The organism is Leeuwenhoekiella sp. MAR_2009_132 (genome assembly GCF_000687915.1).
Lineage (GTDB): Bacteria > Bacteroidota > Bacteroidia > Flavobacteriales > Flavobacteriaceae > Leeuwenhoekiella.
On the sequence record NZ_JHZY01000004.1, the window covers coordinates 1,074,606 to 1,088,320 of the forward strand.

At 38.3% G+C, this 13,715-nt stretch carries 10 protein-coding genes; all 10 read right to left on the bottom strand.

Features of this window, described 5'->3' with window-relative positions; all coding sequences use genetic code 11:
• Positions 1-67: 67 nt before the first annotated feature.
• The gene (locus P164_RS13050; RefSeq protein ID WP_028376776.1) at positions 68-2,296 is read right to left on the bottom strand and encodes a TonB-dependent receptor; all 2,229 of its coding nucleotides are present in this window, start codon (positions 2,294-2,296) and stop codon (positions 68-70) included.
• A 120-nt stretch (positions 2,297-2,416) separates the two neighbouring features.
• Positions 2,417-2,854 (bottom strand): hypothetical protein, encoded by a 438-nt coding sequence (locus P164_RS13055; RefSeq protein WP_028376777.1) that lies wholly within the window; start codon positions 2,852-2,854, stop codon positions 2,417-2,419.
• A 118-nt stretch (positions 2,855-2,972) separates the two neighbouring features.
• Positions 2,973-3,338, bottom strand: coding sequence for a glyoxalase (locus P164_RS13060; RefSeq protein WP_028376778.1), 366 nt, complete (start codon positions 3,336-3,338; stop codon positions 2,973-2,975).
• Positions 3,339-4,259: a glycerophosphodiester phosphodiesterase family protein gene (locus tag P164_RS13065; protein ID WP_028376779.1), complete on the bottom strand. Its 921-nt coding sequence runs from the start codon at positions 4,257-4,259 to the stop codon at positions 3,339-3,341.
• Positions 4,260-4,335: 76 nt separating this feature from the next.
• Entirely contained in the window at positions 4,336-5,898 is a 1,563-nt protein-coding gene (locus P164_RS13070) for a calcineurin-like phosphoesterase C-terminal domain-containing protein (protein WP_028376780.1), read from the bottom strand.
• Positions 5,899-5,918: 20 nt separating this feature from the next.
• Positions 5,919-7,352 (bottom strand): SusD/RagB family nutrient-binding outer membrane lipoprotein, encoded by a 1,434-nt coding sequence (locus P164_RS13075; protein WP_028376781.1) that lies wholly within the window; start codon positions 7,350-7,352, stop codon positions 5,919-5,921.
• Between the two features lie 9 nt (positions 7,353-7,361).
• Positions 7,362-10,805, bottom strand: a complete 3,444-nt coding sequence (locus P164_RS13080; RefSeq protein ID WP_028376782.1) for a SusC/RagA family TonB-linked outer membrane protein — start codon at positions 10,803-10,805, stop codon at positions 7,362-7,364.
• Between the two features lie 84 nt (positions 10,806-10,889).
• Positions 10,890-11,822, bottom strand: a complete 933-nt coding sequence (locus P164_RS13085) for a FecR family protein (protein ID WP_028376783.1) — start codon at positions 11,820-11,822, stop codon at positions 10,890-10,892.
• A 100-nt stretch (positions 11,823-11,922) separates the two neighbouring features.
• Positions 11,923-12,501 (bottom strand): RNA polymerase sigma-70 factor, encoded by a 579-nt coding sequence (locus P164_RS13090; RefSeq protein ID WP_028376784.1) that lies wholly within the window; start codon positions 12,499-12,501, stop codon positions 11,923-11,925.
• A gap of 120 nt (positions 12,502-12,621) precedes the next feature.
• Complete coding sequence (locus tag P164_RS13095) at positions 12,622-13,467, bottom strand: SdiA-regulated domain-containing protein (RefSeq protein ID WP_028376785.1); 846 nt, start codon at positions 13,465-13,467, stop codon at positions 12,622-12,624.
• Positions 13,468-13,715 lie beyond the last annotated feature (248 nt).

Here is a 13,715-nt window from a genome sequence, read left to right on the forward strand (position 1 = left end):
AATACTAAATAAAAAAGAGGAAGCTGTTTAAGCTTCCTCTTTATTTTAGCTACAGATTTAGAATTTATTAGAATCTGTAGGTGACTTTTCCTCTTAAGTAAAAGGGTGTTCCCGGTGTGAAGTGAATTTCTTCGACCGGTGTGGATTCGTTGAAGAGTCGGCTTTCTGTAGCAAACTGGGTTTCATTCCAATTAATATCAAAAAGATTTTCAACAATGACACCTAATGTCCAATTTTTAATCGTGTAATTGACATTAAAATCAGTTACAAAATAGCCTTCTGCGGTGATTGAATGGTCTTCATTTGCTGCCCGGTCGCCTAACCATCTGTAGCCTAACGAACCTGAAAAACCTTTTAGATTTTCTACACTTAGACCACCTGCCGAGGTAAATTTAGGTGCCAGCGGAATGTAATCTGCACCATCAGGCTCTTCAGTACTTCGGGCATAGGTATAATTGGCGTCACCATACAGATACAACCAGTCTAAAATTTGATAACGCGCACCTACTTCTACACCTATACGACGGGTTTTTCCGCTGGGTTCTACTATACCGGCATCGCCCACGTACACAAATTCCTGCTCGAGAAAAAGCGTCCACAAGGTGGCATTAAGTGCCAGTTTATCTACAGGTTTTACAATAGTTCCAAGATCAAAACTATAAGCCGCAGGTAAAATGGCTTCTCCGTCATTTGCAACAACGACACGGGTATCATTAGCATGAAACCCTATTCCTGTTTTTAAAAAAAGTTGCCAATTGCGGTTTACTGAAAATATAGTATTCAATTTAGGGCTGAAAGCTACTTTAGACTCACTTTTATTATCATAGGTTTCAGTGAGTTTGTTATAATAATCAAACTTAAAATAGTCGAGACGCAAAGCCGGATTAAAGGTGAACTTTCCGGTTTTAAATTCGGTATTTAGAAAAGCAAACATATTGAGTTCATCTACGTCTCCCAAAGCCAGGCGTTCTAAAGTAGTCTGGCGGTTTAATGTATGAGACAGCTCTACCCCATTCACATTGTCATATCTAAACCCTACACCGGCTTGATAATCGAGTGTACTTTCGCCCAAAAACGGAAGATGACGTCGCTCATACACACTTTGCAGACCTGCTATAAAACGATCTTCCTGTTGCTTAATCTGGTCACCGTTTACCGGGTCTTCTAAGAAAAAGGTGAAATTAGAATAAAGTTCAAAATCATACTTGGAGACAAAAGCATTGGTTTTTAAAATCGCGTCATGCTCCAGATGTTTAAGGTGATTGAGGCTGAGGTTTGACCGGCTGGTTTGCCCACCTTCGGTATCATCAATGGCTCCAAAACGACCTATTAAGCCTTGATCAACAGCCCGCTGCGGAATTTGACCAGAGGCATCCCACTTGCTTTGAAAATGCGAAGCACTAAGTGTGAGTTTGTCTTTATTAGGATTGGTATATGTATACCGCCCCATAATATTGAGACGGGTAAAATCCTGAGGCGCATCAAAAGGACCATCAGTTAAATAGATTTCAGAAGCCAGATAAGCGGTATGCTCTTTCTCATCAATAAGATTGAACATCCCTGTTAAGCGCGAGGTATTAAACTGACCTGCTTCCAGCGAAATACTACTTGCATCGAGCTGATCTTTTAATCTTAAGTCAACATAACCTGCTGTATTAAAGTTTCCCTTATCTGCATAATAAGTACCTTTTCCGAAGTCAATATTCTTTATCGTTTCAGGAATCACAAAATGTAAATCTGCATAACCCTGACCGTGTGCATGAGACACCATATTGACGGGCATCCCGTCAACGCTAATGGCAACATCAGTGCCGTGATCTACGTCAAAACCCCGTAAGAAAATCTGTTCGGCTTTACCACCACCGGCGTGCTGACCAATAAAAAGACCCGGTACTTTTCTAAGGATTTCCTGTGAAGATTTAACGGGATTGAGCTGTAGATCTACAGCTACAATACTGCTCAGGCTATTCACTTCTGCAGTAAGCACCACCTGATCTAGTGAGGTACTCGCTACTTCAAGGTTTAACACCTGGGGCTGAGCAAGCAGTTTTGGTGTAAGAACCAGCGTTAAGGTTTGAAAACCCAATCTGGAGATTACAAGAGAATCATTAACCCGTGCGTTAGGAAGTATGAATGTCCCGTTGTGATTGGTATGGGTATGATTGCCTTTAGAAAGGTTATAAATATTGACATTTTCTAAAGCATTATTTTTAATATCAATGATGCTTCCGCTAAAATTCTGAGCAAAACCCAGATATGCGCAAAGCAACAGTAACAGTAGTACACTGTGTTTCATAAGTATAGTTTTAATTGAATAATAAGATTCACCGTAATCACCTCTCCTGGTTATTGGAGAAATGTACCGTACCGAAAATTCAACCCCTAGTGTAGCGGTTGATGTAAAAAACGATATAAACTATACTAATTTAGGAGGTGGTGATGGCGTATGAAGTGCCCACTGTTGCTGTGAAGCAGCGATAAATTTTATCACTTGCTCTTTTCTTAACTGAAGAGTCGCAAAGTCTGTTTTATAATGTGTGCCAGGTAGATGCTTATCAATTTTAACCGGCTTTTGTTCTTTCTTTTCTTGCTGAACGTCATCCCCAAAAGGCTCTAATACCTGTTTGATGTATTCTAAAGTACGGTGGTCGTGACCGGCTTCTGCAAGAAGCTGCTCTGCATTTAAAAAATCGTGATTGTGATCACTAGCAGTAACGTGATCAAATTTATGTTCCAGATCGTGAACCAGTGTAAGCATCTCTTTCTGTAACGGCGCCAGTACATATACAAGTGCCAAAAAAAGACTTGCAAGCGCGACCCCATTAGATTGTAAAAAAGATTCTTTTTTAAACATCAGACTTCTTTAAAAACAGAAGTTTGTAAAACTAATACTCTATCTTTCTTGACCTTGATTTTTTGGTTAAAATTTGATCCTTAACCAGATATCTATAAATGAGATTATACGGTAAATTTTAATTTTTAAAACTTCCTATATGCCAGAGTATTCCGGAAGGATCGTGCACAAAAAACTCGGCTCCCCAATCGTTAGTCACAATTTCTGAAACCCGAACTCCGGGATATTTTTGTGGCAATTGAAGCGCTTTTATATCAGACAGGTGCTGTTCTAAGTCTTCAACTTCCAAAAAAAGCATGGTGTTGTCTATCCAATCTTTAACGTAGGCATCCTGCAAATAAAAGGAGAAATCTCCTAGAGTAAACACTGCCATTTTAGGCGGAAGCAACACTTCGTTGAAACCCATATCCCGGTAAAACCTACATGAAGTTTTAAAATCTTTAGCTCCTATAAATGGTCGAATGGATTTGAGTTTATAGTTCATTTAATTCTTCAATTTCTCAATCACCCGCTCGGGGTAATCTGTTATAATACCATCTACATTTAAATTAATTACTGCGTCAACATCTGCTGGCTCATTCACCGTCCACGGAATAACCTGCATTCCCTTTGCGTGTATTGCGGCAACTTCTGTTGAATCGAGTAACTTAAAATACGGACTATAAATCTGAGGTTGAAAACTGAGTAATGCGAGATTGTTTGCAAATTTACCTTCTTCTACTAAATAAGCCAGTTCGATATCAGGATATTTACTGTGCATCACCTCAAGAATACGTTTATCAAAAGACTGAATATTTACCTTATCCTTTGCATTTTTATCGTGTATCACCTGCATTACCAGATCTACAAATTCGTCTGGACCGGGCTGAAATATGCCATAAACATCTTCTTCAGATTTAATCTCAATATTAAATTTTACAGGTTTGAGATTTTCTGCTTCAATAGTTGACGCAACAGTATCAAAAACCTCACTCAGCAACGGCTTATACGTACTCCTCTTTAGTTGCTGCGGAAAGCGTACGTTTCCTTTAGAACCGCCGTCAAATAGTTTGATCTCGGCATAATTCATCTCATAGAGATTGTAGTTTTTCTCATCTGTAACAGATATGGAATCCCCTTGTGGAGTTGTCATATACAAAGCCAACATATACGGCTCGTGACTTACCACGACCTGTTTGTCTTTAGAAATCACAACATCAAGCTCAAGAACCTCAACACCTTTTCGTAAAGCACTTAAAAATGCAGGAATCGAATTTTCCGGCAAATTACCGCGCTCGCCACGGTGGCCTTGTACGTGAATCGTATGTTGTTTTGTTATTTCCATATCTTGTTTTCTTTCAGATTTTGACTTACAGCCTGTCGCAATTAAAACCAGAGTAAGTGTTCCTAAAATTACATTTTTCATTGTGGATTCAATTTAAAAAAAGCCCGCCATCTATTTTTCAATATAGGCAGGCTCAAACAAACAAGTATTAATAATTTTATTCTAATCTATAGGAAACTTCACCACTATGGGTTTTTCCATATTGATCTGTCGCTCTAACTTCAATTTTATGGTTTCCTACCGGTAATTTTGTAGGTAACGCCGCACGCCATAAATGTTTACTGGGTACGGGATTACTCGAGCGTCTTCCTTCAAGTAATTCTTCTGAAGTATCCCACTCATAAACCGAAACTTCATAGGTAGGATCCTGCTCTTCTACGTAGTTCATTTTTTTCCACTCGGCGTCATCAACACGGTATTCTACTATATCTCCTTCTCTACCCATAAAAAAGTTTGCATAAATACCCGCTCTTGTATTCTTACCTTGTGCCGCCACTTTAGAGGCAAAAATCTCAACCTGATAATCTTCTGTTTTACCGGCAACTTTGTAATCTATTTTATATTGATTTCCCTCAAAATGTATAAAGGCATAACCTTTAGGTGTACCATCACGCATGGTAGAGACCGGCACTCCCTGCTCGTTTAACTTGCCCGAATACCAATCGCCGGAAGTCGTACCTACATTATACTCGTGATGCGGTTTGTCACGCATAAAACCAGATTCTTTTCCAAAATAATCCTGACGCTGAATATGCGTATGCGCAGATAATGATAAGGTGTTTTCAAAAGGCTGAAGCGCTTTAAATAAGCGTTCACGGTCTGCATCTCTAAAAGGATCTCCTTCGGGCTCATTAAGAGGTATGTGAAATGCCAATACCACCAGATGATCTTTAGGCACAAATTTTAAATCATTCTCTACAAAAAGCAATTGGTCTTCTCTAAATCCGCCCCAATAACTCTTCCCATCACGAGGATCAGGATATAAAATGTCATCCAGTACGATCACGTGAATTTTACCGTAATTAAACGCATAATTAGCCGGGCCAAAATGGGCTTCATAAGTCTCATCTGTATCAGAATCTGTAGCAGCATCAAAATTCATATCGTGATTACCCATCAAATTAAACCAGGGAATTCCCACCTGCTGCGTAGCTGCAATATACGGATTGAATAAATCGAGATCATTACCTACTAAATCTCCCAAACTCAAACCAAATTCAACATCTTTAATCCCTATTACTTCAGAAACCACCCCTTTAGCAAAAAAAGCAACTTCTTCTTCGGTATACGGTTGTGGATCGCCAAAAATTAACGCTGTAAAACGTTCTTTTTCAGCTGCAGGTAATACCTCAAAATCTACAGATCGCGGAAGTTTCCCCGTTGGGGCAATACCCGCAAATTCTGATTCTACAGATCCTTTTGGTCTATAACTGTAATAAAATTGAGGCAGGTTATTTTTATCTACAGGAAGGCTGTAACCCGCAGGTTTGATAACAGCAAGCGTTTGACCATCTACAACTGGAAGCTTATATTTTCCGCTTGCATCAGTGCGCACGACTAGTTCGCCATTTGTAACAGAAACATCGGGAATTCCTTTTTCAGAACGATCCTTTTTTCCATTTGCATTAGCATCTTCATACACAAAACCTGAAGCTTGTTCCTGAGCAAATACGCTTAGAGAAATCATACAGCTGAATAGGGCTACTTTAAAATTTTTCATCAGTTTTAATTTTTATGTAATTAATTATCCCACCAGACTTTAGTGTTTATTGAATCATCATCTCCCAGTAATTCTAAAGCTGCACCATAATTTGATGCATTACTTATTTGTACATCAGAAGGGTATTGAAAACGAGCCGGCATAATACCGTCATTAAGCATAGCTTCTGTTGTAGGCAACACGGGTAAACCTGTTCTGCGGTACTCAAACCACTGCTGGTAATCTACAAAGTAGAGCGCAAAATATTTTTGCAGTAAGATTTGCGCTAAAGTCCCATCGTAAGCTGCCGCCGGATTTGCAAAATAGTCTGGAGTAATCTCTGTTTCCAGTTGCTCGATTGCTCCTTTAACGCCATTTTGATAATGTACTTCTGCATTAGAAGTATAACCGCGCTGCGCCATTTCTGCCTTTATAAATTCTACTTCTGCGTAGGTAAAAAGAAATATCTGCATCGGGTTTTCTACCTGCTCTCTGTTTAAGTTGCTGGCATCATAATCAAATTGTGATTCGCTACCTGCATAGGCACTAGGAATACCCTTGTATCCTAAAGATACACCGGCAAGATCTTTTGCTTCTGTCGCAATAATAGGTCTGCGCGGATCTTCTAGTGCATTTAAATTATCAACAAAGAAAGAGGCCATTTTTGTACCTAATGGAAAATCTTGTGGTCGACCCCAAGGTGATACATTAGGCGTGATACCCGTAACTTGTAAAATGGCAGATTCTGCTGTGCTTTCAAAAACAGGATAGGTCGCCGGGTTATTTATCATCGCCGCCAGCTTTGTAAACGCACCGGTTTCAGTACGGTTAGAAATACGCAGTAACAAACGCATGTGCACAGCATTAGTAAGCTTCTGCCACAGTTCTATATCATTATGAAATAAAATATCTTCTGCATAAACCATATCCAGACTGGTATCGTAAATAGAATTTGCCCGCTCCAGATCTTCCAGAATAGTCTCATAAACTGTCTGCTGACTGTCAAAACTCGGGTAGAAGTTTCCTTCTTCTCCATTTACTGCTTCGGTCATAGGTACAGGGCCAAAAAGATCGGTAAGATTTGAGTAACACATCGCTTTAAGCGTAAGTGCGATAGCCTCATAATTAGGATCTTCGGCAGCAATAGATGCAAGTTGCATTTCTTTAATATTATTCAACCACTTGTAATAATAATACCACGATGAGTTACCTATATTTTGACTTACATCATACCGGTGTAATCCCCCAGAAACACTAGGGAAAGGCAGCGTTACCTGCATTAAGTCAAAAGTAATCCCGTGAGCTCTGCCTGCATTATGACTTGCCAGACCATAAATAATAGGATTAATTAACGTCCCAGGACTTATCTCTGCAATACGGTTAGGGTCTTCATTTATTTCTTCAAAATTACTGGTACAAGCTGTCAGAAACATCAAGAAGCTTAAACCTGCAAAAAGTGTTTTTAAATTTTTCATCTTAGTCTTTTATAAGTTTACTTTAAGATTAAAACCATAAGTTGCCGGTGATGGCATTTGTCCCATTTCGATACCTGGTAAAATCGTATCGCCATTTAAAGCTGCAGTCTCAGGGTCATAAATCGGGAAATCTGAAACGGTTGCCAGATTACGACCAAAAATGGAGATATTGAGTGCTGTAATACCGCTGTTACCTAATAAACGTTTAGGAAATGCGTACTGCAAACTCACCTCTCTAAGCTTTAAAAATGAAGCATCAAATGAGTTAGATTCTACATTTGCCCGGCGGTAATACCGGTTGTACCAGTCTGGAGTAATTGCCTCAGTCGTGTTTGGACTATAAGTACCCTCTTCATTTAAAACAACACCATCACCTACAATAAACCCTTCTTCACGACCTTCAAAGGTGGAGCGCAGTTTACCTTGTTGCGTAAGTTTATGATGTGTCTGTGAATAAATAATACCACCATACTGCCCGTCTAACATAACATTAAGGGTTACCGGCCCAAAATTAAAGCTGTTATATAATCCTGCTTTCCAGTCTGGACTTGCATCGCCTATATATTCTATCTCGTCTGGATATGCTGGTAATCCCGCATTATCATAAACAATCTCACCATCTGGAGAACGCACAAAACCATAACCATAAATCGCAGTTGTCGTACCTCCTACTTTTGCCAGTAAGGTTGCGTTACCACCAGAACCTATTTCTTGCTGACCGTCTATCCCGTCTGCAAGCTCCATAACTTTGTTCCAGTTTCTGGAGAAAGTAAGTGTGCTGCTCCATTTAAATTTTTTTGTGTCAAAAATCTTTCCGGTTAGCGTTAATTCTACACCTCGGTTACGTACTTCACCAGAATTTAAAACTCCAGAGCTATACCCCGTTGTAATATCTAGCGGCACTGAGATAATTTGGTTTTTAGTAAGTGTTTGATAAACGGTCGCATCCAGATTAAGTCTGTTTTTAATCAGTCGCGCTTCTAGACCTGTTTCAAAACTGGTAGTTATTTCGGGTTTAAAATTTCCATTATAAAGGTTTGTAGGAACTGTTGCAGAACTTGGAAATGCACTCTGACTGTAGTACTTACTCGTCTTATACGGATCTGTATCGTTACCTACCTCTGCAAATGAAAAACGGTATTTTAAATAATCTACAGCCTGCGGAAGCTCAAAAACTTCAGATAAAATAATACTTGCATTGGCTGAAGGATAAAAGAAAGAGTTATTAGCTGTAGGAAGTGTACTCGACCAGTCGTTTCTCCCGGTTACATCAAGGAACAATTTATTTTCAAAAGAAAGAGAAACTAAACCGTAAAGACTGTTTACCTTTTTGTTTTTATCATACGTCTGCACAATAGGATTGTTAATTCCGTTTGCAAGTTTATAAACTGCCGGTACCACAAGGCCATCTACAGATGCATCGGTACGACGGTATTTATAGTCCATTGCATTACCACCTACAGAAGCCGATAAACCTATTTTTTGTGAAAGGTCATTTTTATAACTCAATAAAAAGTCTGTATTTACTTCTTGTTTCCAGATATCCTGCGTCTCGTAAAATCCATTTTTATAGCGATTAATGCTATATGGTCGTATTTGCTCACGATCTTGATTATACGTATTTAAAGAAGCACGTAACATTAAATCAAGATTAGGAGCCAGATGTATATTCGAAAATATATTACCTACAATTTGGCTGCTTGCAAGCGGGTTTGTTGCTTCGTAAGCAATTAAATAGGGGTTGTCTATATAGGAGCTAAAAGGCTGTATCTGCTGAATTTGATTTTGCCCTTCCTGCCAGATGGGTCTTAGCCAATCAAGATCAACATTAGGGTTCTGGAAAATCATAAAATAAGCGATTGAACCATTGTTGTAACCTGTACTCGGCAGATTATCACTGCTTCGGTTGTTGTAATTAACCACCGAACCTATCTTAATATGTTCTGAAATCTGATAGTTAGAGTTTATAGAAGCCGTAACTCGCTCATAACCGGTATTTGGCATAATCCATTCATTCTTAGAGTGCCCTACAGAAAGTCGCATCGACCCTTTATCGTTTCCTCCTTGAAGAGAAAGGTTATTTGTAAAAGTTATTCCGGTACGCCAAAAATCTTTACGATTATCTTTATAGGCAGTCCACGGCTGGCGTTCTAGCGATTGACCTTCAACCGTAGGGTCATATTGATAATATTCTTGTCCGTCAAAGCGAGGTCCCCAGGCACTACTTGTACTCCCCGTATTGTTGCCATCTTCAGAACCGCCATACGAGTAATAAGGATCACCCGCGGCATTAAAACTTTTACCTGTACCTTGCCCGTATTCATATTGCCAATCTGGCCAGCGCTGTATTACATCAAGATTTACGCTTGAGTTATACGTAAGTCCCAGTCCTGTAGTTTGCTTACCCGATTTTGTTGTAATTACGAGAGCACCATTAGCAGCACGACTACCATAAAGTGCCGTTGCACCGGGACCTTTTAAAACAGTAACACTTTCTATATCATCAAGATTTAAATCTGAAATACCATTTCCATAATCTATAGGAGAATCTTCTCCAATATAGGATGCCGAAGAGCCAGAAGTTGTCATTTCACTATTTACAGGAACACCGTCAACGACGATTAAAGCATTATTTCCGTTAGGATTTAACGAGTTGTTACCGCGTAATGTGATTTGTTGTGAGTTTAAAGGACCAGAACCTGATGAAACAATATTTAAACCCGCAACTTTACCTTTTAATCCAGAAGACCAGTTGGTGGGCATAGTCTGCGACAGATTATCGGCATTAATTGTCGCTTGAGAGAATCCGAGTCTTTTTTCTTCTCTCTTAATTCCTAATGCTGTAACTACTACTTCGTTAAGAGCATTTACATTAGCTTCCAGAACTATTGTCATTGCTGCACCGGTTTGTGCTGCTACTGTTTGTGTTTCAAAACCTATAAATGAAACTTCTAGAACTGCAGAATTTGTAAGAGAGATATTAAAGAGACCGTCAAAATCTGTAGTCACTCCGTTACCTGTACCTTGCTCCATTACTGTTGCTCCCGGTAAAGGAACACCTTCTTTATCTACTACTTTACCGGTAACCACTTGTTGACTGGCAGACTTTAATACGGTAATCGTATTATTGATTTGAGTAAATCGTAATCCGGTTTGCGTCGTGATTTTCCTTAATACAGAATCTAAACTTTCGTGAGTCGTCGAAAGTGTAATTGGGCTTGCTGTTTGTGATAAAGCGCTATCAAAAACAAATGTAAATTGAGTTTGCCTCTCTATGGCAGAAAAGGTTTCAGTAAGAGAAGCATCAGTTAGTTTTGTGGTTACGTAAACGTCTTTTAAATCCTGGTTTGTGTTAGGTGCTGCGTATGTGAAATTCACAAAACACAGTATAAATGCTAAAAATTCTATTTTCCGAAAGCGTAACTTTCTTAAAAATTGTAGTTTAGTTTTCATTTTAATAATGGCTCTTATTTGTCGATTTGTAGTCATAAATTAATTAAGCCCATTTCTGTTAGAGCAGTTATGGGTTTTTTGATTTTAGTTGGAGGAGTTTTCTCTTATAACAAAGTGCTTTTGGGTTAGCGTTTCTATGGTTAGGTTGTTGATTAAGGCTATGCTTCTTAAAACATTTTCTAGCGGTTCTTCTTTAAATTTTCCGGTGATTTTTAAGTTTTCGATTTCTTTATTCTCAAAGTCAATTTGCACATCATACCAGTTTTCTAATATCGCTGCTGTCTTAGCCAGGCTTGTGCCGTGAAGGGAGATAATATTTTTTGTCCAGGCAATTTTATCCTCACTATTTACTGGAGACTGCAGAGCAGCCGCTGAATCTTTAAATAATACCTGCTGGTTTTTCTGAAGATAAACTGCCTCTTGCGTACGTGTATTACGCACTGAAACTTTACCACTGCTTACAGTAACCGTTACTTCATTTTGGTTATAACTATGTATGTTGAATGTGGTACCAAGAACCTGAGTTTCTACTGCTCCTGTAGTAATGCTAAAAGGATGCTCTGGGTCGCGCTGAACCTCAAAAAAGGCTTCACCTGTGAGTGCTACTGTTCTATGGGTTTTAAAATTTTTAAGATAGCTAATGCGAGAATTTGAATTGAGAAATACTCTTGAGCCGTCTGCAAGCAGCACAGTACGCTTCTCCCCTCTAGATGTACTTTCTATAATAAGGCGACCATTATATAAATAATTAGATAATACTCCTACCCCTATTATAGCCACAAAAATGGCTGCATAAGCCATAATTTTTCTGTGGGTGAAACGTGGTTGCTTAGGCTTAATCTTAGCATTGATTGCTTTAAGTATGCGTTTTTTATTTTTAGGAGTACTAGGAACCTTAAGATTTAAAGAGGCCTTTTCTGCACCTTCTATAAAAGAAAGCAACGCCAATTCTTCTACTTCACTTGTTTGTCTTAATTCGTACTTTTTGGCTAATTCTAATAATTCTTTTCGCGTCAAAATGAGTTCCTTTTACAAGTAAGTCACATTTTGTAAGCTGTACACGTAGTGTTAAAATGGCATTTAATGTTTTGTTTAAATGATCTTAATTTTATTTACATTACTGAAACATTAAGATAACCATAAGCGAAAGCTCTGTTGCAGAAAGTGAAGCCTTGAGTTGCTTCAAAGCATCGCTAATGTGCTTTTCTACAGTGCGTATAGAAATATTTAGCTTTTTTGCGATCTCAGCATTTGTGTAATCTTCAAATCGGCTTAGGATAAAGACTTTTTTACAGCGGGGAGCGAGTTTGCTTATTTCTGAATCAATTAGCGCTTCAAAGTCGTTGTATTCTAACAAGCACTCAGATTTAGCAGGAATTGCAATTGATCTTAAGACTTGTTCGTGTTGAGGTTTAAATTTGAGATTGCGTAAGTAAGTAATTGCTTTATATTTTACAGCCCTAAGGAGGTATCCTTCTAGATTGATAATAGGTGTATTTTTAGATTTTTCCCAAAGACTTACAAAAACCTCCTGCACAATATCTTCACATATTTCTTCTTCAGAATAAATCTTGAATGCATAAGTATACAGACGTTTCCAATATTTGTCAAATATTAAATTAAAGGCACGATGACGATCTTTGTTGAGGAGAAGTTGGAGCTCTAAATCTGTATAGCTGGTAAGGTGGGCTTGCATAATCTTTTGGTTAAAACAAAAGAAATACATCGCTGCACTTTCTCATAATAAAAGGCTTTACCTTTTGGTTAAGAATATGCTTTTGAAATGTAGGCCAGCTATCATACATTACCTTTATTTCTATTCATTCAATCTAACTTCTAGAATAGTAGCCATTTTACCGTGAGCTTCATTAGATATAAATAACCTGCCATCTGGACTAAACGTTATTCCTTCCGGTTGCGCAAAGTCGTCTTTATCGAGTTTAAATACGTTTTTAATGTCACCATTCTTATTCATAATAAGAAGCTTTGGATTTACACCTTCAAGCACGTAAAGTTCCCCGGTTTTAGGGTGTACCGCCAGATCTGAAGGTCTAAACGTTTTATAACTTTTCTTCTCTTCATAATCCTTTAGCGCCTTGTCCTTCATATCTACTTTAAAGATTAAATCTGAAAGCATAGCTTGCCCTTTCAAATCAAAAGCATAAACACCTTTAATATTTTCATCATTGGGGTCTTCATCTTTAGGGGCTGTTAACAGACGATTATTCTTCGCATCTAATGCTAACGTTTCAACGTTATTTTTATGAGACATTTTAGATTGATAAGTCTTTGTGATTATTTGATCTGACTGGTAATTGAGTGCTTCAAAAAGCAAACCGTCACTGCGCATTACATAGGCATTTTTACCATTTACCGCAATTCCTTCATAATCGCCATCGTCTGCAAACTCAATTTCTTTAGTAATTTTTTTTGCCTTTAAGTCGTAGATGTAAATGATACCATCTTCATCTTCAATAGCTGCAAGTTTATCATCACCTATCCAATCTATGCCCGACACTTCGCGTAATGCGTCAGGAAGCTCCCAGCTGTTTACAATTGTTAAATCGTGTTTCTTGACATTTTCTGAAAGCTGCTGCGGATTATAATAAGCCGAAAACACTACTATTGCCAATACCAGACTTATATATTTTAAATAATTCATAACTCGTTATTTTAATTTTTCTCTTAGGCCAACAATTCAATCTACCGTATAGCAGTAAAGTTCGTGAGCCTAAATTTAGTTTCTCTTAAAAGGATGCAAATCTTGTGCCTTAGCCCTGTTTGCAGATTACTAATCATAAGTTTTACGGGGTTTTGGTCAATTAAAGTGGTTTCTAATGCCTACTTATTCTGATTTATTTAAAAATCGAAAAGTGTTTTGTCAAAATCTACGTTGTAGCTTCGGGGTTT